Origin of the sequence: Sphingomonas sp. Leaf5, assembly GCF_001421155.1 — a bacterium.
Classification (GTDB): Bacteria; Pseudomonadota; Alphaproteobacteria; order Sphingomonadales; family Sphingomonadaceae; genus Sphingomonas.
Genome location: NZ_LMJZ01000005.1, coordinates 30,372 through 50,255, shown reverse-complemented (window position 1 = coordinate 50,255; position 19,884 = coordinate 30,372). Strand labels below are relative to the sequence as shown.

Here is a 19,884-nt window from a genome sequence, read left to right as displayed (position 1 = left end):
CGCGGCGAGGTGTTGCGCTCTTCGATCCAGCCTAATCGCGATGCTCGATATCGTCGCCGGTGATCGCCACCCACGGCTGCTGCATCTGTTCCCACCCCGATACCGTCGGCGGGGGAAAGGCGGGGTCGGCAAAGGCACCGACCGGGATCGCGATCTGCCCCGGCCGGGTGTCGGTGGTGTAGGCGACCGTCGATCCGCAGGTCGCGCAGAAATGATAGGTCGATCGCATCCCGCTGCCGCCGCGCGCCGACCAGCGTTGGGTCGGGCCGTCGAACGATACGCGATCCTCGGCAAAGCGGGCGTCGACCGCAAAGGCGCTGCCGCTGCGCCGCTGGCAATCATGGCAATGGCACACCGACACGCGGAGCGGTTCGCCGGTACAGATGGCGCGGACCGTGCCGCAGCGGCAGGTGGCGAGCCGCCGGATGGTGTGATCGGACGGCGGATCGATCGGCCGGCCGATCAATTCGTGGCGCACCAGCGTTCGCCGCATCTGGCCCAGATCGCCGGGCGGCAGCGCGCTGGCCCGCGCCGGACGGCCGGACGGGGTTACCCGCTCGTGCGTCGTGCCGCTGTCCGGCCTGTGCGCTTCTAGCCGGCGGTGCTCCACGGGCGGTTACGATCCTCGTTGCGAATGCGACCCTACCCTAGGCCTCACCCCCCTGCCCGGCAACCGCCATCCCGTAATCGTTACCGCCATTATCACGATAATTTGCAGCGAGATGCAGTCCTGCATCAGCCAGCAGCGCGCGATAGGCGGTTTCGCCCAGCGATCGCGACGTCCGACCGGTCAGCGTGTCGCGCCACGTACAGGCGATGCGGGGTGCGCCGAACAGGAAGCGGCCACCCGGTTTCAGGGTCCGTCCGACCCGCGCGATCAAAGCCGCCTGCGCCGGTTCGGGGAGGAGGAACAACAGCCCGATCGCGACCGCCGCATCGAATTTGCGGTCGAAGAAGCAACTGTTCTCGATCGCCTCGCACGCGGCATCGGCGTGGGGCAGCGCACGGCGAAAGGCGGCGAGCAGCGTGGGGGGAGGGATCGATGCCGGCGACCCGATGCCCGGCGGCGGCCAGGGTCGTCGCGACCGGCCATCCGCTGCCGCAGCCGATGTCGACGATCGCCGCGCCGGCGGGCAGGGTGGCGGCCCATTCGCGGACGACGTCGATGCCGATGTCGGAACGGGCGGCGATGAAGCGGTCGGCGATCGCCTCATAGCCGTTCGACCTGTCGTTCATCCGACATCTCGACGTGTCGACATGTCGGGAAACCGCGCCGATACGTGTTCGAAGTCGCTCATTCGACACCTCGACCTGTCGACATGTCGGGCAGGGTCAGGCGAAAGCACGTCTCGCGCGTGTCGAGCAGCGTCAGCTCGCCGCCATGCGCGCGGGCGATGCGGCGGGCGAGGGTCAGGCCGATCCCCGAACCACCCGCCTTGTCGGTGTGGAACGGGCGGAAGATGCGCGCGCGATCGGTGGCGGCGATGCCGCTGCCGCTGTCGCGTATCTCGGCCACAAAGCCGTCTTCGTCGGTCAGGGTCAGCGCGACCCGCGCCGGCGCATCGGCGGCAAGGGCGGCTTCGGCAGCGTTCTGGAGCAGCGCCCACAGCGCCTGCACCATCTGGTCATGGTCGACCTGCGCGATGCCGCGGCCATCGGCGGTGAGCGCCACCCGGTCGCCGAACCGCCCCCGGAACAGCCGCGCGAGATCGTCGGCCAGTTCGTCCAGCGCGACGGGGGCGGGCACCGGATCGGGCAGGCGGGCGAGCTGGCGATAGGCGCGGGTAAAGCCCTCCAGCCCCTCGACCCGGCGGGCGAGGGTGGCGAGGATGTCGCCGAGCATCGCGTCGCCCTGGCGATGCGCCGTCATCGCGCTGTCGGCCAGCGAGACGATCGGCGACAGGCCGTTCAGAAGCTCATGGCCGAGAATGTCGATCATCTCGTCGCTGGCGCGTTCCTGCGCGGCATGTTCCTCGGCAGCGATGTCGATCAGCGCGGCGAGGCGGGTGTCGGGGCCGAGCGTCACCGCATCGATCCGCCAGCGCCGCCCGGCATGGCGCAGGTGCCGCGCGGCGGGATCGGTCAGGGCTGCGGGCGGGGCGATCAGCCGGTCGTCGGCGACGAACAGCGCGCGCGCGGCGCGGTTGATCGCACGGACCTGCGCCGCATCGATGCGCAGCAGCGGGACGGGCACCTGATCGAGCAACGCCGCGATCGGCAGCGTGTCGTGCGCCGAGGTGCGCGGGGCGGGGGTGGCCGATGCCCGGCGCAGCGCGATCCAGCACCCCAGCGCCAGCGCCCAGACGACGATGGCGAGCGTGCCGAGCAGCGATCCCCAGATGCCCGCCCGCCACGCCAGCACCAGCCCCGCGCCGCCAAGGGTGAGGGTGACGCCCGACCCGAGCGCGGCGAGGGTGCGGCGGCGTTCGGGGGTCAGCATGGGGTGCGTGCCACGCGCCATCTTCGCACTCCGGCGGAGGCGGGTGTGGTGCGAACGCCACGGACCCGTACCCCGGCGGGGGCGAGACCCCTGTGCAAGCCACCAACCCGTACCCCGGCGCAGGCGAGACCTTTGCGAAAGTACCTTGACCGTACCCCGGCGAAGGCCGGGGTCCAGTTGGGGGACGTTGGTACCCTACGGAGAAGCCTTCCCAACTGGGCCCCGGCCTTCGCCGGGGTATGGGGTGGGAGGTGCCGATCCCTGCCCGTACCCCCGCGCAGGCGGGGGTCCAGAGACAAGCAGAGCAACGGTTTGTGCGTGCGGCCCTGGACCCCCGCCTGCGCGGGGGTACGGCTGAGGTCGATCGACCTGCTTCGAGATGGCTGCGACGTGCTCCCCTCCCTGGAAGGGAGGGGTCGGGGGTGGGTTGGCCCGTTGTCGAACGTGGCATTCCCGCGCAGGCCAACCCAGCCCCTCGCTTCCAGCGAGGGGGGGGCCCAGAACGACTGCGCCGAGGAGCGCCCGGTGCCAGGCGCCATAGACACCCTACAACCCATGGCGCGCCATCCGCCGGTACAGTGCCCCCCGGCTCAACCCGAGCGCCGCCGCCGCATGGCTGACATTGTGGCGATGTTCGCGCAGCGCCGCCTCGATCACCGCGCGTTCGTTTTCGTCGAGGTCGAAGCGCGCGGGCGCGTCGGCCGCAACCATCGCCGCCGTCTCCGGTGCCAGCAGCGCGGTGTCGATCGTGCCGCCATCGCCCAGCAGCACCGCGCGCTCGATCGCCGCCGCAAGGCCCCGCACCTCGTCGGGCCATGGCCCGCGCAGAATGCGGGCTTCGGCGGCGGGGGTGAGGGTCGGAACCGGCCGCCCATGCCGCGCCGCCGCGATCCGCAGGAAATGGCGCGCGAGCAGCAGCGCGTCGTCGCCGCGCGCGGCCAATGGCGGCACCGCGATCTCGACCGTGGCGATGCGGCGGGCGAGCGCGGGCAGGATGCCGTTCGCGCTGTCGGCGATGGCGATGCAGCGCGTGGTCGCGGGCAAGTGCGCCAGCAACCGCGCCTGCGCCACTTCGCCCAGACGATCGGGATGGCGCAGCAGGATTGTCGACGTGTCGACAAGTCGACCCCATGCCGCATCGTCGCGCAGGTCGATCACCGGCATCGCCGTCCCGGCATCGGCCGACGCGGCGTGGAGCGCGGCGGCGGTCAGGGCGCGTCCCGATCCCGCCGGACCGGTCACCACCACCCCGGCCCGGGTCGGGCCGATGCGGCGGATCAGGTCGCGCAGGGCCGCCATCGCCGCACTGTCGCCCAGCAGCCGCGCCGGTTCGGTCGCCATCGGCTGCGGCACCACCGCCACCGGGGTTCGTGCCCGCGCGGCGGTGGCGATGCGGGCGAGCAGGTCGGCGTTGCGCCACGGCTTCATGATGAAATCGCGCGCGCCGGCGCGCATCGCCTCCACCGCGATCCGCACGCCGCTATGCGCGGTGATGACCACCACCGCCGTCCCCGGATCGTCGGACAGGATGCGTGCCAGCAATGCCAGCCCCTCCGCGCCATCGGTGCGTCCGGCGGCATAGTTCATGTCGAGCAGCACCACGTCGTAGCGTCCGGCGGCGAGCCGCGACAGCGCCTCTTCGGGCGTCGCGGCGGCATCGATCCGGTGGCCGCTGAGGCGCACCGCCAGCGCGATCGATTCGGCGACGCTGGCATTGTCGTCGATCAGCAGCACGGTCAGGCCGCTTGACGCGCCCGCTTCCTGTCCATTTTCGGACAGTGCGTCCGGACATGGACGGTCACTTGCCGGCAGATCGGATGAAGTTCGTTCGTTTGCAGGCACTTAGGATTTTCCGCCCGGATCGGTGACACTGTGTCCATGATGACCGAACCGACCGACGGCGCAAGCAGCACGACGACAGGGCAGGGGAGCGCCCCCGGCGCGGCGATGGCCAGCGCGCCGCCAGGCGCGGCGATGGACCGCCGCGTCCAAAAACCCCGCGCGCGCTGGTGGCGGCGGCGGCCGCTGTGGATTGCGGTGGCGGTGGTGCTGGCGGCGGTGGCGCTGTGGCGCTTCCTGCCCGCCGCCGGATCGACCGATATCGATGCCGACCGGATCGAGACCGGCGAGGTGACCCGCGCCGCATTCGACGATTACCTGCCGGTGCGCGGCACCGTCGCCCCGCGCCTGACCACGCTGGTCGGGGTATTGTCGGGCGGGCAGGTCGAGACATTGCTGGTGCAGGACGGGGCGATGGTCGCCGCCGGACAGAAGCTGGCGACGCTCGCCAATCCCGAACTGCGGCTCGAAGTGCTGACGCGCGAGGCGGCGATCGCCGGCCAGCTCGGCGCGGTCGCGGGCGAGGGGCTGGGGATCGAGCGCAGCCGGCTCGACCGCTCGGCACAGGTCGCGCAGGCCGAATATGATCTCATCAAGGCGCGCCGCGACCTCGCCATCCGCCAGCAGCTGTTCGACAAGGGCATCGTGTCCGAAGCGGGCGTCGCCGGCTATCGCGTCGAGGCGGAGTATCAGGCGCGCCGCCTGACGCAGTTGCGCAGCGGTGCCGGCACCGAGGCGCGGATCACCGCGACGCAGGGCGCGCGCCTTGCCGATACGCAGGCGCGGCTCGCCGGCAATCTCGCGGCAGTGCGCGGCGGGCTGTCGGCGCTGACGATCCGCGCGCCCGCCGCCGGGCGGCTGACCAACTTCACGCTGCAACCGGGCCAGACGCTGAAAGCCGGCGATCCGGCGGGGCAGGTCGACAGCGAAGGATCGTGGAAGCTGGAGGCCGATGTCGACGAATATTATCTCGGTCGCGTCGCGGTCGGGCAGCGCGCGCGGACGGACGGCGCGACGCTGACCGTCAGCAAGGTGCTGCCGGCAGTGAAGGACGGGCGGTTCCGCGTCGAACTGACGTTCGACCGGACACCACCCAACCTCAATCGCGGCCAAACCATCGACATCCGCATCACGCTGGGTGCCGCGTCCAAGGCGGTCGTTGCCCCGGTCGGCGGGTGGGTGGCGGCGGAGAATGGCGCGTTCGCCTTCGTCCTCGACGGCGATGGCACCCATGCCACGCGCCGCGCGGTCAGGATCGGCCGCCGCAATCCGGAAGTGGTCGAAATCCTGTCGGGGCTGAACCCCGGCGACCGCATCGTCACCAGCAATCTGTCGACCGTGAAGGGCGACACCATCAACATCAACTAAGGGGGCAGGTCGATGATCCGTCTAGAGAATATCCAGCGCCGCTATGTCTCCGACGAGGTCGAGACGACCGCGCTGGTCGACATCAATCTGGCAGTAGAAGCGGGCGAGTTCGTCGCGATCATGGGGCCGTCGGGCTGCGGCAAGTCGACGCTGCTCAACACGCTTGGCACGGTCGATCGCCCGACCGGCGGCAAGTATCTGTTCGGCGAGCGCGATCTGGCGGCGCTGGACGAAAAGGATCTCGCCAAATTCCGGGGATCGACGCTCGGCTTCGTGTTTCAGAGCTTCAACCTGATCGACGAGCTGACGATCGAGGAGAATGTCGCGCTCGGCCTCGCCTATCGCAGCGATGCCGGGGATCGGAAGGGCCGGGTGGCCGCGGCGATGGACAAGGTCGGCATCGCGCATCGTGCCCGCCATTTCCCGCACCAGCTGTCGGGCGGGCAGCAGCAGCGCGCCGCCATCGCCCGCGCGATCGTCGGCGATCCGAAACTGATCCTCGCGGACGAACCGACCGGCAATCTCGACACCGCCAATGGCGAGCAGGTGATGAACATCCTCGGCGCGCTCAACGACGACGGCGCGACGATCGTGATGGTCACCCACTCGCCCGCGCACGCCGACATGGCGCGGCGGCGCATCGACATGCTGGATGGCCGCATCGTCGCCAGCGCGATGCGGGCGATGTGACCTTCTTCTCCCCTCCCAGGAAGGGAGGGGACGGGGGTGGGTCGGCCCGCGAGGGACCGTAACGCCCGCCCCCGGCCGACCCACCCCCAACCCCTCCCTTGTCAGGGAGGGGAGCAATTCCTCCCGATCGGAGACCACCGCATGAAATTCCTCACCCTCGCGCTGCTCGCCTCCGCCGTGCCGACCCCGGCGCTGGCGCAGGGAACAACGCGCAGCTTCGCCGCCGCCGATTTCGATCGTATCGACCTGCGCGGTTGCGACCATGTCGCCATCACCTTCGGCGCGGGCTTCGCGGTGCGGGCGCAGGGGCAGGCGGGGTCGCTGGCGGCGATCGGCGTCGCGGTGCGTGGCCGGGTCCTGACGCTCCTGCGGGCACCGGGCAGCTGCGACAGTCGCCGGAACAAGCCCGCGGCGACGATCGCCGTCACCCTGCCGCGCCTTGCTGCGATCGCCGCCAGCGGCACCGGAACGGTCCGCATCGCCACGCTCGACGCCCCGACGTTCGAGGCGAAGCTGCGCGGCACCGGCACCCTCGCCATCGACGGCCTGCGCACGAGCCGCACGACGATCGCCGTATCGGGCACCGGCACCGCGACGCTGCGCGGGGTGCGCGCCGCGCGCCTGTCGCTGGCGCTGAGCGGCACCGGCCGCATCGTCGCCGATGGCCGGGCGGACGCACTGGCGATCGACGCCAGCGGGACTGGACATGTCGACACCTCGACACTCGCCACCGGCACCTTGTCGGTCGAGGCGCGCGGCACCGGATCGGTCCGCGCGCAGGCCAATGGTCCCGCCAGTATCGACGCCGGCGGCATCGCCCGCGTGACCGTCACCGGCCGCCCGCAATGCGCGGTGTCGCGGAGCGGCATGGCCCGCGTCACCTGCGGCTGATCCTGGGGGAACATCGATGAACCGTTTCGGGCTGCTGTCGCTCTATCGCTCGCTTGTGCGCCACAAGCTGTATGCCGCGCTCAACATCGGTGGGCTGGCGGTCGGGATCGCGGTGTTCCTGATCCTCGGCCTCTATGTCCGGTTCGAAACCAGCTATGAGAAATGGCTGCCGGATTACGACAAGACCTGGGTCGTGCAGACGGTCTATACCATGCCCGACAGCCCGGCGAATGGTGCCTTTGCCTATACGATGGGCGGGCTGCTCGACCAGCTGCGCGAGGATTTTCCGGGCGTCGTCGGCACCCGGATCGGTGGCGGGCAGGAGGCCGGCACGATCCTGATGAACGGGCGCGCGACGCGGGTCGACGCGGCACAGGTCGACGCCAGCTTTTTCGACGTGTTCCGCCTGCCGATGGTGGCGGGCGATGCCGCCACCGCGCTGGCGCAGCCGGGCAATGTCGCGATCGACCAGAAGACCGCGCGCGCCTATTTCGGCACCCGCGATCCGATCGGACAGACATTGGTCGTGTCGATGGACAAGGTGCGGACCTACCGCGTCGCCGCCGTGTTCCGCGACCTGCCCGCCAACAGCGATTTCAAGCTGTCGGTGCTGATGCCGCTCACCCGCGAGATGGCGAACGAATACTGGTATCACTGGGGCAGCGTGTCGCTGGCCACCTTCCTGCGGTTCGACACGCCCGCCGCCGCGCGCGCGTTCGAGGGCAAGCTGACCGCGTTCGTCGACCGGCGCGGCAGGGAACTGACCGATGGCGGCGGCAAGCCGTCGGACATGCAGCATCTCGACCTGTTGCCGCTGGCCGACCTGCACCTGACCCCGCAGGGAACCGAGAGCGCCAGTGCGAAGACGACCGTCGTCACGCTGGGGCTGGTCGGCGTGCTGACGCTGCTGATCGCGGTGGTCAATTACGTGAACCTCGCCACCGCCCGCGCCGGCCTGCGCGCCCGCGAAGTCGCGATGCGCAAGGTGCTGGGCGCCGATCGCGGCACGCTGATCCGCCAGTTTCTCGGCGAAGCGGTGCTGACCGTCGCCATCGCCGCGCTGGGCGGGCTGATCCTCGCCGAGCTGGGCCTGCCGCTGGTCAATGCGGCGGGTGGGCTGTCGCTGACCATCCCGTACGGCGTGGTCGTGCCGGCGCTGGCGCTGCTGACGGTGATCGTCGGCGTGGCTGCGGGGATCTATCCCGCGATCCTGCTGTCGCGCTTTCCCGCCGCCGCCGTGCTGGCATCGGCGCGCTCGCCCGGTGGCGGGCGGACGGGGACGCGGGTCCGCGAGGCGTTGGTGATCGGCCAGTTCGGCCTCGCCATCGCCTTCATGATCGGGACGGCGGTGCTGGTCGCGCAGACCCGGCACGTTCGCTCGACCGATCTGGGGTTCCAGCGTGACGGGCTGCTGGTGGTGACCGCCGCCGTCGACCCGGCGGTGCCCCGCGATCGCAAGCCCGCGATCCTCACCGCGATCCGCGCGCTGCCGCAGGTGAAGGACGCCACCATCGCCAATGCGACGCCGGGCGGCAGTGGCGAGGGGAACAACAACAACGTGCCGCTGCCCGGCGTCGCCGGACCGGGGCCGTCACTGACCTGGGTGCGGGTATCCCCACGCTTCTTCGAAACGCATGGCGCGCGGCTGATCGCCGGGCGGTGGTTCGACGACGCGCATGGCGCGGACGACGTCACCGGACGCAAGGGGACGGATCCGACCAACATCGTCATCAACCGCCGTGCGCTGACCCCGTTGCGCTTCGCATCGGCGCAGGATGCGATCGGCAAAACGGTGGGCGGCGACCGGCCCCGCACGATCATCGGCGTGGTCGACGACCTGCGCTTCGACACCCCGCGCAGTCCGGTCGCGCCGACCTATTACATCTATTACCGCACGCCCGAAGCGATCGACACCTCGGTCATCGCGATCCGGGTGAGCGGTGATCCGCGCACCGCATTGGCGGCGGTGCGCGACCTGTGGCAGCGGATGGTGCCGCAGGTGCCGTTCGCCGGACAGACCGCCGACGAACGCCTCGCCGATTTCTACGAGGCCGACGACCGCGCTACGCGGCTGTTCGGGATCGGGGCGGGGCTGGCGGTGCTGATCGGCTGCGTCGGGCTATGGGGCCTCGCGTCGTTCAACACCGCGCGGCGGACCCGCGAAATCGGCATCCGCAAGACGCTGGGCGCGTCGTCCGGCGATATCGTCAAGCTGCTGGTCGGGCAGTTCCTGCGGCCCGTGCTGATCGCGAACCTCGTCGCGTGGCCGCTGGCGTTCTTCGCGATGCGGACGTGGCTGGCCGGGTTCGAGGATGCGATCCCGCTGTCACCGCTGTTCTTCATCGGGGCGAGTGTCGTGGCGGTGGCGGTCGCGGTGCTGACCGTGCTCGGCCAGTCGCTGCGCGCAAGCCGCGCGGCTCCGGCCTGGGCCTTGCGGCACGATTGAGGGGGCGGGCTCCGACCTTGCGGAAGGTCGGAGCCCGTTCGGTCGGGTCGACTGCCGCCATTCCTGATGGATGGCGGCAGTTTTTTCGTACGGGTCAGCGATACGGTGCGATCAGAAGCGCAGCCGTACGCCGGTGCTGATCGTTTCCTGATGATCGTCACGACCGGTCTGTGCCGATGCGGAGGCAAAGATGTCGAGCCCGCTCGGCAGGCGATAGGCGACACCGCCCGCTGCGGTGCCGACCAGTTCGGTACGGCCTGCGCCGACCGCGACCAGCCCCGGACCGTTGCCGGCATAGCCCGCCAGTGCCGTCGCGCGCTGGCCTTCGAGTTGGTAGCGGGCACCCAGCGACACGAACGGCCGGAACGGTGCGTCCGAGGCATCGCTGCGCGCCAGCGTCACACCGGTATCGGCAAAGCCCGATACGTGCCGGTTGCCAGCGACGGTCAGGGCGAACGGGCTGGACCCGGTTTCGCGCACCGCTTCGCGCGAGGTGCGGATGTACGTTACGCCGACGCGCGGGCGTAGCGACCAGCCATCCCCTACGTCGATGCCATAGGATGCGGCGACATCGCTCGCCCAGCTGTGCAGGGCATAGCTGCCGATCCCGTCACGTCCCGTCGGCAAGGCGCGCACCGTATCCGCCGTGCCGCCATCGTACAGCAGCGAGGCGCTGAAGCCCCATCCGCTGTCCGCGCCGTAGCGGCCATGAACGCCCGCCACCACGCCATCGGCACGCGTGCGCGCGCCCAGTGCGCCGATCTGCTGCCGGCCATTCAGGTACCCGGCGAACGCGCCGATCATCCAGCTGCGGTCGCCATATCCGACCCCGCCGAGGAAGCCATAGCTTTGCGCACGGGCGGTGTTGCTGCCTTCCGCGGCATCGCCCTGCAGCGTGTGCCATTGGCCGATCGTCTGCGCGAAGGTGAACGCGCCCGCATCCTGCCGGTCGGTCGCGAACGCGTTTCCACGGGCGACTTGGGTCAGCGACAGGGCATGGTCGACCCCGAGCTGCGTCGCCGAGGCATAGGCTTCCGGCGTCAACTGCGCGAAGCCGCGCGCATTCGATGCCCCGGACGTATCGACCAGTGCCGGCAGGCTGTCGAACAGCGTGCTGGTCGCCGGCTGCACCGCCAGCGTGGCGTTCGCATAGGCGATGCTGCGCGCGACCTGCGGCGAGAAGCGCGGGTCGGTCAGGAACTGGCCGAGCAGCTGGATGCGGTCGGTGCGCTGGACGATCACGCCGAACAGGCTCGACGGCTTGTTGATGGTCGTGAACCCGCCGGTGATCCCGCCGCTGGCGGTGATCAGGTCGTAGCTGGTGCCGGCACGCAGCGTGCCGACCGGTACGATCTGCAACGTCGCACCGCTGGCGATCGAGAGTGCGCCGTTGACGACCAGCTTGTCGGAGACGGTCGGGGTCAGTTCGAACACCGACAGCGAACCGCTGGCCAGCGCGACATTGCCGTTGACGGTCATCACGCCCGGCGATGCACCCGGGCTGAGCGTACCGGCGACATTGACGTTGCCGTTGACGGTACCTGCCGAACCGAAGGTCGCACCCGTGCCGACGTCGATGCGGCTTGCCGCGATCGTCGAGTTGGCAAGCCCGACCAGACGCCCGCCGGTCAGCGCCGCATTGCCCAGCGCGGCATTGCCCGAAACGGTGGCGTAGCCGCCCGTCATCCCGAAGGTCTCGACATTGCTGACGTTCGTGAAGGCGACCGGCGCGTTTGCGCTGCCGCCCGACACTGCGATCGTGTCGCTGCCCGCACCGCCATCGACCGCGCCGGCAAAGCCGCCTGCGATCGTCAGCCGTTCGTTGCCACCGGCGAAGCGCACGGTACCGGCGGTCAGCGATGCGCCGCTGGCGACGGTCAGGTCGGTGGCTGCGACCACCTGCCCATAGCTTTGTGTGCCGGTCAGGGTCAGCGTGCCGGTGCCGGTGCTCGCCAGCGTTTCGAAACCGGTCAGCGTGGCGGCGTCGAGCGTACGCAGTCCGGCCAGCGCCACGGTGGCGAGGTCATCCCCCGCGCCGCCCGCGACGATGCCGTTCAGCGTGGCACCGGGGACCAGGCTGAAGCTGTCATTGCCAGCGCCCAGATCGAGCGTTCCGTTGATCGTGCCGCCATTGGCCAGCGCCACCGTCTGCGCGCCATCGCCCAGCGTCATCAGGTCGCCGGCCGCGCCGAGCGTCCCGCCGATATTGAGTGTGGTGCCAGTGAGCGCAATCGTCTCGAACCCGTTGGCGCTGCCCGTCAGCGTTACCGGTGCGTTGCCAGAGAAGCGCAGCGTGTCGTTACCCGCCCCGCCGGTATAGGTGCCGTTGGCGACCGCGATCCCCAGCACCAGCATGTCGTTGCCGCCGCCCAGTGCGGCGCGGCCGATATCGCCGTCGACGCTCAGCATTTCGGCCGCGTCGCTGCCGGTGACGGTGCCGACGCTGTTGCCGTTCAGCGCGAGCGTGAGGCCGGTGCCGGAGAGGGCGACGCTGTCGAAGCTCTGGTCGAGGGTCAGCGCCAGCGTGCCGTTGCCGGTGACGGCGAGCTGTTCGAAGCCGCTGCGCGTGCCGATCGCGTTGCGGTTGCCCGACAGGACGACGCGGTACAGGTCGACCCCCGCGCCGCCATCGACCTCACCGGCGACGCTGCTGCCCGTGCGATCGATGAAAATGTCGTCGCCCGCGCCCAGCGCGACCGAGCCGGCGATCGTACCGGCATTGTCGACGGTTTCGCCAGCATCGCTGCCGGTGATCGTGACCGGGCCGATGCTGCTCAACGTTTCGCCTGCGCCGACGTTCAGCGTGCCGCCGCTGACGTCGAGCGTCGTGGCCCGGAACGCGCCGATATAGTTGACCGTGCCGCTGCCGGTCTGGCTGAAGCGCTCGAAGTTGACGAACTGGTTGCCGCGTACCGTGCCACCGCCGGCGGCGTCGATGATCAGGCTGTCGGTGCCCGCGCCACCATCGACGGTACCGGACAGCATGGCCGAGACACGATGCAGGAAGGTGTCGTCGCCCGCGCCCAGGAAGACATCGCCGTCGAGCGTGCCGTAATTCTCGATACGGTCGTCGCCCGCGCCCGTGTCGATCGATCCGATGATCGTGCCGGTGTTGATGATCCGGTCGTTGGCATCATCGGACCGGATCGCGCCGGCAAAGGTGTCGCCGTTTACCGTGAAGCTTGCCCCTCCCTGGATCGTACCGGCATTGGTGAGATCCAGCGTACCGAGCGCGGTCACGGCGGTCGACAATACTCCCGTCGCCTCGATCCTGCCGGTCGCGCTGTTGTTCAGCGTGATGGAATGCGCTGCGTCGGTCAGCAGGGTCAGCCCCGATGCAATGTTGGTATAGCTGTATGTCTGTTCCTCGAACAGACCGGTCGACGGATTGTAGCCCCAATAGGTATAAGTGCCATTCTCACCGCCGGCATTGGCACGGATCATGCCGCTGTTGGTGACGGTAATCTGTCGTGTGCCGCTGACAGGCGTGTCGAACCGGAACGAGTCCCGCGCCTCCAGATAGGTCGCGATTGCGCCCTTACCCGTCGCCTCGATCGTGCCGCGATTGTCGAGGGTGATCGACGATACGCCGCCGGCCGCATCAATCACACTCATTTCGAGTGCGATACCACTGTTGGTCAGCGTGCCACGGTTGACCAACGCTGCCGTCAGCGGCACGGCGGCGATCACGTCGGTGAAGTTCTGCGCCGACATGCTCAGCTTGCCGGTGATCGATCCGTCGTTCGCCGCGGTCACCGCACTGTTCGAAGAGAGCGAAACGGCGAGATTTCCTCCGCCGATGTCGATCGTGCCGGCGTTCGCAAAGTCGACCGCGCCGGGCTGTTGGATCCGTACCGCCGACACTTGCGAATCCTGGGTCGTCACGATGCCGGTGGCGGCATTGACGAAGCGTCCGACGCGACCATCGAAGCCGCCGTTCATCCGCCCCTGGTTGGTGAACGAGGCGAGCAGCGGCGGAACCACCATCATCCCGTTCTCCCACCGATCGGTGTCGGTGGTCACCATGCCGTCGATCGTCGCGGTGTTGATGATATTGCCGGTGCCCGACAGTTTCAGGGTGTTCGCGACCGTTGCCGCAGCGGCGATGGTCACCTGCGTATCCGGTCCGGTGGCACGCACGCCTTCGACAGCGAAACCGGTCGGCAGATCCCGGCCCAGCGTCACCGTGCCGTTGGTGGAACGGGCATGGATATAGGTGTTGGTACCGCCGCCGGCATCGATCGTGCCGCTGACGCCGGTCACGTCGTCATAGACGATCAGCGTGTCGTTGCCGTCGCCGAACCGCAGGTCGCCGGTGATCGTGCCACCCAACCCGTCATAGGTCGCGTTGCCATAGGATCGGTTGTTGTAGGTATAGCTGCTGTAGCCGAGATCGACGGTGCCGGTGATGGTACCGGCATTGACCAGCGTCCCGCCGCTGACCCGGATCGCGGTGCCGTTGCCGGCGATCGTGGCGCCGGCGCGATTGGTGATCATCGCCTGCGGATTATATTGGCCACCCCCGATCGCGGCGTCGTTCGTGCTGGCGATGCGGCCGGCATTGTCGATCGTCATCGACGACGAACTGCTGACGGCGTTTCCGGCGACCTCGATCGAACCGAGATTGGTGAGGTCCAAGCCGCTCCAGGAAAAGATGCCGTTCGATACACGACCGCCAGCGATCTGGCTGATCGTACCGTTGTTGGTGATCTTCAAGGCTTCCGAGATGCCGGTCGCGCCATCGAGCGAAATCGTCCCGTCGTTGACGACCGTTCCCTGGCTGGAGGCGTAGATGCCGGTCGTGGTCTGCGGCCCGGTTCCGCCACGTACGAGGATCGTGCCGGCGTTGGTGAAGCTATGCTCGCGTCCGGTCTGCACCGCGGCGAAGGCAAGACCCTCGCTGCCGCTCGATCTGTCGAGGGTAATGGTTCCGCGGCTGATGATGGCGAGACCGGTTTGATCGCTCCGGGTCTCGTCGGGTGCCGTCAGGACCTCCGACACCGAAATAGCCGAGCGGGTGGTGGCGACGATGTCGCCGCTGACGTCGACGCTGCCCTTGCCTGCCACGATCAACGGCGTGCCGGCGCTGGTCAGCGTCAGTTTGGCACCATCGTACAGATCATAGCCGATCTCGGCGAAACCCGGACGCGCCGTTGCCGAGGTGGTCGTGTCGGCGGTGACGCGATAGCGCAGCAACGCATTCGTCGCAGTGACCGTCCCGTTGATGCCGGCAAAGCCGCTGCTGCCCGCATCGCCCAACGAGGTTACGAGCGTCTCGTTGCGGCCCAGCGTCAGGTTTCCGTTCAGCACGCCGCCCGGCAAGGCGAAATACCGGTTGCTGCCATAGCTGTATTCGTTGCCGACACCACCGAACGAGACGTTGCCGTCGATCGTCCCCGCATTGGCGATGGTTGCATTGAACAGGCCGATACCGGACGTCTGCGGACGGACATCGCCGACGACCCGACCTCCGGCACCATTGAACAGGATACCGTAATAGCCAAGGTCGACCGCCAGCGCTGGCGACGTGATCAGGCCCGTGTTGGTAAGGTTGCTGGAGAGCTGGACCCCGGCGATCGCGCCTTCGATGGTACCGCTGTTGGTCCAGTTCATCCCCGACGAACCACGCATGGTGGCGCCGATGCCGGCGGTCGAGCGGATCGTACCGCTATTGGTGAAACTGGTACCCGACAGTTCCAGCGCTGTTCCGCTCGCCTGCAGCGTCCCGGTGTTGACGAACATGCCTTGCGCGATGATCGATGCGCCGTTGCCGGCCGCATTGATCGCGCCATCATTCTGGAAGCGGTTGGCAGAATAGATGCGAACCAGGTAACCATTATCGGCAGCGGTGCCTTCGATGGTGCCCGCGTTCACGATGGTGGGTGCGCCATCGGAATAGCCGGTGCTGAGAACTTCTCCGGTTCCGCGCAAGGTACCGTTGAGCGTGACGGTGCCGCCGCCGCTCACGCCTAGCTCGCCGCGAATGGCGCTACCTGCCGCGCCGAGGGTTACGGTTGGAGTATTTTCGAGGCGCAGGCCAAGCTGCTCGAATCCGGTCAGCAGCGGGAAAGTGGTCAAATCGGCGTTTTCGGAAAGACGGAGCGCCAAGGTATCTACACCCGCACCGCCGTCGATCGTTCCGGTAATGCCGGTAACGATCTGTCCGGCGACATAGCGCGCCGCCAGCGTGTCGTTGCCGGCGCCGAGGGTCAGGTCGCCGATGATCGTGCCGGCGAGGGTATCGATGCTGCTGACGCTACCCGCGGCGGCGCGCGACACGACCGATCCGGTGATCGTCCCGGCATTGGTCAGGTACAGCGAACCGCTGACGTCGATCGCATTGCCGACGCCGCTGATCGTCGCGCCAGCCTCGTTGACGATGCGGCTCGTATTGCCATCGTTCGCGGTCCGGCGCGACACCACCGATCCGTCGATCGTCCCGGCATTGGTCATGGACAATGCCCCATCGGTGTCGATCGCATTGCCGACGCCGCGGATCGTGGCACCGACCCGGTTGCCGATGCTCAGAAGCGAGCTGGCATCGCGGATGGCGGTGCCACTCGTTCCTTCAATCAGACCTTGATTGGTGATGCGGACATCGATGCTGCCAAAGCGATTGTTGGGCAATTGGCGGCTCACCAGCGCTTGCCCGCCCGTGATCGTCCCTTGCGCACCGATCGATATGGTGGCGCTGGCCCATGGATAATAGGTTTGCAGTCCCGGGGGGCAGACGATCGGTGTGGCACCTGCATAGGGATCGCATGGTGCCAGATACGGTTCTCCGTTGGTGACCAGGAAGCCGGTCCGGTTTTCGCCATCGACCCGGCCGTTGATCGTGAAGGTCGCGCTTTGTGATTGGGTATCGATCGCAGCTTCGAACCCGCCGCGTACGATCGCATTCTCCTGCACGACAACGCGGACGCCATAGTCATCGGCGATCAGCCCGCCATTTTCGGTGCCCGTGCAGTTGGTCGTCGTCGACGAGCTTACCGGCTTGGGCGAACATTGCGCGTTCGCCGCCGAGGACGCCGCCATTGCAACGATGCTCGTACCGATCGCGAACGACCACCGGCGCAAACGCACCGAACCATGGCGTACCATCCAGAAATTCCCCCTAATGCGGCCTCCGTGCCGGACAGGCTGCTTATGTGATGGCAGTTGAAACGTCCAGTGAAGTTCCCGCCAACAGTCCTTAGCCGACATTATCCTTCCGGCTTTATTCCGCACCTGCAGTGCGCCAACATTTCGACAGCGAGATATTGATTGGGGGCTAGTCGGCTATGGTTAGCGGCAGGGGCAATCAAGCCGTGTACAATCGAGCGAACCGGTTGCTGTTGCCGCGGTCGAGTGGCGTATTGCGATGTCCATGATACGCATATTACTGAAAATAATGGTTAATGACGATGATGGGACAATCTCTTGGCATTGAATTAAGCATCGATCATGTAGTGTGACATTCATACCGATTGTAATCACATCGCCGAACAACAGATTTAAATCGACATGCACCGTCGACGAATGCGGTGCGGATGACGTCGCGCTACGGCGCATTCAATTCCTCGAGACACTTGTACAGCCGCTGCGCGGTTTCGGCCTGTTCCGCCGCCACCGTCTGGTCCGGCGTATCGCCCGCCACGTCCAGCGCGTCCTCGATCGGACGCATCGTCCGCCGGCCATGCGCCCGCACCCAGTCGATCGACCGGTTGCGGGCGATCGCTACCGGTGACCTTGGAACCATGTGATCCAGAACTCTATCGAAGCGGTGTCCAGCGTCACCATTTTTCCGTCCCGCAGGGCAGCTTGCTATCGACTTTGCATGGGACGAGCCGGTGATCGGGGGGCCGACCATAGGGCCGTGATCCATCAAATCTGCGAATAGCGCGTCGGATTGAGGATCTGGTTGTCGATATCGGTCACCGTCTCGGCAAGGCCGGGCATGGCGATCAGTCGCTGCCATGCCGGGTCCGCGCCGAACGCCTTCCAGCTCCGCTCGCGCGCCGCAAGATCGGGGAAGGTCAGCATATAGGTCAGGCTGGGCAGGTGCGTGCCGGTCAGGTCCTGCGCGAAGAAGACCGGGGTCAGGCCGGTGCGGCGAAAGATGTCGATCTCGCCGCCGGTATCGAACATGCCGATCTTGGTCGCGCCCGCCTTTTCGCTATGGCTGTGATAGGTTCGCAACTCGAAGATGCGTCCCTTGCCGGGGCCGGGCGCCTCGATGCGGGGAAATCCCCCGAACGCCCGCATCAGTTTCACCTCGAGCGCAACATAGGGCGGGCTGGCGAGGGGCGCGTCGGAATAGGCCGTAGCGGCCTGGGCATAGGCCGGATCGGCGGCCAGTTTGCCGGGGAGTTCCAGAAAGGCGGCGATCGAGGGGTGGGGGATCAGGAGCTGGACGTTGGCGCTGCCCATGCCGATTGCCGTGGTGAAGGCGCCGATGGACCCGCATCCGGCACGGCGCGCGGCGGGAAGGAAGGCACTTTCCAGATACCCGTCCAGTCGCTCCTTCATCGACCCGATCAGCCGATAGGTGCGAAGCTCGTAGAGTTCGGGGCCGCCCCCGGCCGTCCGCGATTGCGCGCCGGCACCGGTGCCGGCCAATGCTATGCCACCGACCGCGGCGGCGGCGAGCATGGAACGTCGATCGATCGCGTGCGGCATCGGGACCTCATCTGACAAAGAGGTCGCCAACGGAGCCGATGTAAAACTCGCCGTCAATCAACAGGATCAGCATAGGAACGGTATCGCGTCTGCAGGTCGTCCTACTCGAAGCATGAGAGTCCTCACCGAATGGCGACGACCTTCACGCCGGCCGCGTCGGCGATGTCGCGCCATTTTCGGTCGGCGGTCCATGCGGGCAGTTTCTCACGCTTCGCCAAGGCGAGGCAGAAGCGATCGCCTAGCGACAGACCAGCCTCGATCGTCAATCCGCGCAGCCGGCCCGCCTCCCAACACAGCCCGGCATCGGCATCGATCAGCTTGATCGGCAGCGGCCGGAGCATGGCGGTCACCATGTCGTCGGGCATGCCGAGCTTCGAATAATGCGATGCGACTTCGGCCATGTTGACTACGGACATGCGGGCGTCACCAAGCGCGCCTTCGACCTTCTTGCCACCGGCCTCGCCCCGGAGCAGCGCCAGCAGCGCCGACGCATCAAGGATCACCGCACTCACAGGCCACTCTCGGCCACACGGGCGGCAAGAAAGTCGTCGACGCTGCCGCCGTCCACCTTGTCATATTGTCTGGCCAGCGATCGGGCATGTGCCAGAAGTTGCTCAGCGGTACGAAGGACGACGCCATCCGACGTCTCTTCGACATATACCGCGCCGCCCTTCGCAAGACCCAAACGCTTCCGAATGTCCGCCGGCAGGCTCATTCGGCCAGTAGCAGTTACCGCAACCTGTAATGTCATGCGATGGATCCACCGAGAAAAATGGTATGATAGCGTCAATATGGCTTATCGGTTCAAACATGCCATAAGGGCACTGTCTTTGGCAAACTCGCCCAGAAATACGGTCGATATGGGTATACCCTGATAATACGTCAGTTCTGGAACGCTCCGTCCGTCCGATCAGGGTCGGTTGCAGACAAGTTGAACACTTGCCGCCAAGGGTCTAGACCCCGATCGAACAGAAAGGGGGAAATATGGCCCTGTTTGGCTATGCCCGCGTGTCGACCGACGATCAGGACCTCGAAATCCAGCTGACGGCGCTGCGCGCGGCGGGGTGTCAGACGATCCGGTCGGAAAAAAAGTCGGGGTCGTCGCGTGCGGCGCGCAGCGAGTTGCAGATCCTGCTCGACTTCCTGCGCGACGGCGACACGCTGGTCGTGACGCGGATCGACCGGCTCGCGCGGTCGATGAAGGATCTGCAGGATATCGTCCACGAATTGAAAGGCCGGGGGATCACGCTGAGGGCGACCGAACAGCCGATCGATACCGGCACCGCGGCGGGCAAGGCGTTTCTCGACATGCTCGGCGTCTTTGCCGAATTCGAAACCAACCTGCGCCGCGAACGCCAGGCGGAGGGGATCGCGGCGGCCAAGGCGCGCGGCGTCTACAAGGGCGGCAAACCGCGCATCGACCCGGAAGCGGTACGCAGCCGCGCGGCACAGGGCATACGCCCGGCGCATATCGCACGCGAACTGGGGATTTCGCGCGGCACGGTCTATCGCTTCCTGCCGCCGGCCAAGGATGATCCGGCTTAGAGGTTGT

At 67.6% G+C, this 19,884-nt stretch carries 14 protein-coding genes and 1 pseudogene; 5 read left to right on the top strand and 10 right to left on the bottom strand.

Features of this window, described 5'->3' with window-relative positions; all coding sequences use genetic code 11:
• Positions 1-31 precede the first annotated feature (31 nt).
• The 5 genes and pseudogenes from ASE50_RS05710 to ASE50_RS05695 form a co-directional block, all read right to left on the bottom strand.
• Positions 32-610 (bottom strand): GFA family protein, encoded by a 579-nt coding sequence (locus tag ASE50_RS05710; RefSeq protein WP_235512209.1) that lies wholly within the window; start codon positions 608-610, stop codon positions 32-34.
• Between the two features lie 37 nt (positions 611-647).
• On the bottom strand, positions 648-971 hold the full coding sequence (locus ASE50_RS19735) for a class I SAM-dependent methyltransferase (RefSeq protein WP_327196513.1): 324 nt from the start codon (positions 969-971) through the stop codon (positions 648-650).
• A gap of 82 nt (positions 972-1,053) precedes the next feature.
• Positions 1,054-1,236: pseudogene (locus ASE50_RS19730) on the bottom strand (SAM-dependent methyltransferase); the annotation flags it as partial.
• Positions 1,237-1,294: 58 nt separating this feature from the next.
• Positions 1,295-2,461, bottom strand: a complete 1,167-nt coding sequence (locus tag ASE50_RS05700) for a sensor histidine kinase (protein WP_156347322.1) — start codon at positions 2,459-2,461, stop codon at positions 1,295-1,297.
• Positions 2,462-2,986: 525 nt separating this feature from the next.
• Positions 2,987-4,282 carry a sigma-54-dependent transcriptional regulator gene (locus tag ASE50_RS05695; protein WP_235512207.1) on the bottom strand — a complete coding sequence of 432 codons (1,296 nt, stop codon included), beginning with the start codon at positions 4,280-4,282 and terminating at the stop codon, positions 2,987-2,989.
• Between the two features lie 36 nt (positions 4,283-4,318).
• Here ASE50_RS05695 and ASE50_RS05690 point away from each other — a divergent pair, with 36 nt between their 5' ends.
• The 4 genes from ASE50_RS05690 (at position 4,319) to ASE50_RS05675 (ending at position 9,674) form a co-directional block, all read left to right on the top strand.
• Complete coding sequence (locus ASE50_RS05690) at positions 4,319-5,647, top strand: efflux RND transporter periplasmic adaptor subunit (RefSeq protein ID WP_235512204.1); 1,329 nt, start codon at positions 4,319-4,321, stop codon at positions 5,645-5,647.
• 12 nt (positions 5,648-5,659) lie between these two features.
• The gene (locus ASE50_RS05685; RefSeq protein ID WP_056396916.1) at positions 5,660-6,337 is read left to right on the top strand and encodes an ABC transporter ATP-binding protein; all 678 of its coding nucleotides are present in this window, start codon (positions 5,660-5,662) and stop codon (positions 6,335-6,337) included.
• A 141-nt stretch (positions 6,338-6,478) separates the two neighbouring features.
• Positions 6,479-7,228, top strand: a complete 750-nt coding sequence (locus ASE50_RS05680) for a GIN domain-containing protein (protein WP_056396913.1) — start codon at positions 6,479-6,481, stop codon at positions 7,226-7,228.
• Between the two features lie 16 nt (positions 7,229-7,244).
• Positions 7,245-9,674, top strand: coding sequence for an FtsX-like permease family protein (locus tag ASE50_RS05675; RefSeq protein WP_056396910.1), 2,430 nt, complete (start codon positions 7,245-7,247; stop codon positions 9,672-9,674).
• Between the two features lie 111 nt (positions 9,675-9,785).
• Here the strand turns inward: ASE50_RS05675 and ASE50_RS05670 are convergent, their stop codons facing one another.
• From ASE50_RS05670 to ASE50_RS05650, 5 genes are all read right to left on the bottom strand, one after another.
• Positions 9,786-16,775, bottom strand: coding sequence for an autotransporter outer membrane beta-barrel domain-containing protein (locus ASE50_RS05670; RefSeq protein ID WP_056396907.1), 6,990 nt, complete (start codon positions 16,773-16,775; stop codon positions 9,786-9,788).
• A gap of 439 nt (positions 16,776-17,214) precedes the next feature.
• The gene (locus tag ASE50_RS05665; RefSeq protein ID WP_056396904.1) at positions 17,215-17,412 is read right to left on the bottom strand and encodes a hypothetical protein; all 198 of its coding nucleotides are present in this window, start codon (positions 17,410-17,412) and stop codon (positions 17,215-17,217) included.
• 125 nt (positions 17,413-17,537) lie between these two features.
• Positions 17,538-18,305 carry an NIPSNAP family protein gene (locus ASE50_RS05660; RefSeq protein WP_056396900.1) on the bottom strand — a complete coding sequence of 256 codons (768 nt, stop codon included), beginning with the start codon at positions 18,303-18,305 and terminating at the stop codon, positions 17,538-17,540.
• A 149-nt stretch (positions 18,306-18,454) separates the two neighbouring features.
• On the bottom strand, positions 18,455-18,844 hold the full coding sequence (locus ASE50_RS05655) for a type II toxin-antitoxin system VapC family toxin (protein WP_056396895.1): 390 nt from the start codon (positions 18,842-18,844) through the stop codon (positions 18,455-18,457).
• Positions 18,841-19,083: an AbrB/MazE/SpoVT family DNA-binding domain-containing protein gene (locus tag ASE50_RS05650; protein WP_056396893.1), complete on the bottom strand. Its 243-nt coding sequence runs from the start codon at positions 19,081-19,083 to the stop codon at positions 18,841-18,843. Before ASE50_RS05650 ends, ASE50_RS05655 begins: the two co-directional genes overlap by 4 nt.
• A 233-nt stretch (positions 19,084-19,316) precedes the next feature.
• Here ASE50_RS05650 and ASE50_RS05645 point away from each other — a divergent pair, with 233 nt between their 5' ends.
• A complete protein-coding gene (locus tag ASE50_RS05645) occupies positions 19,317-19,877 on the top strand; it encodes a recombinase family protein (RefSeq protein ID WP_056396890.1) in 561 nt (186 codons plus the stop codon).
• The last annotated feature ends 7 nt before the right edge of the window (positions 19,878-19,884 follow it).

What these genes read in the sequence shown, in the direction of transcription:
- ASE50_RS05700 (WP_156347322.1), bottom strand. Translation starts at nt 2,461, where the DNA reads ATGGCGCGTGGCACGCACCCCATGCTGACCCCCGAACGCCGCCGCACC.
- ASE50_RS05690 (WP_235512204.1), top strand. Translation starts at nt 4,319, where the DNA reads ATGATGACCGAACCGACCGACGGCGCAAGCAGCACGACGACAGGGCAG.
- ASE50_RS05685 (WP_056396916.1), top strand. Translation starts at nt 5,660, where the DNA reads ATGATCCGTCTAGAGAATATCCAGCGCCGCTATGTCTCCGACGAGGTC.
- ASE50_RS05680 (WP_056396913.1), top strand. Translation starts at nt 6,479, where the DNA reads ATGAAATTCCTCACCCTCGCGCTGCTCGCCTCCGCCGTGCCGACCCCG.
- ASE50_RS05675 (WP_056396910.1), top strand. Translation starts at nt 7,245, where the DNA reads ATGAACCGTTTCGGGCTGCTGTCGCTCTATCGCTCGCTTGTGCGCCAC.
- ASE50_RS05670 (WP_056396907.1), bottom strand. Translation starts at nt 16,775, where the DNA reads ATGGTACGCCATGGTTCGGTGCGTTTGCGCCGGTGGTCGTTCGCGATC.
- ASE50_RS05665 (WP_056396904.1), bottom strand. Translation starts at nt 17,412, where the DNA reads ATGGTTCCAAGGTCACCGGTAGCGATCGCCCGCAACCGGTCGATCGAC.
- ASE50_RS05660 (WP_056396900.1), bottom strand. Translation starts at nt 18,305, where the DNA reads ATGCTCGCCGCCGCCGCGGTCGGTGGCATAGCATTGGCCGGCACCGGT.
- ASE50_RS05650 (WP_056396893.1), bottom strand. Translation starts at nt 19,083, where the DNA reads ATGACATTACAGGTTGCGGTAACTGCTACTGGCCGAATGAGCCTGCCG.
- ASE50_RS05645 (WP_056396890.1), top strand. Translation starts at nt 19,317, where the DNA reads ATGGCCCTGTTTGGCTATGCCCGCGTGTCGACCGACGATCAGGACCTC.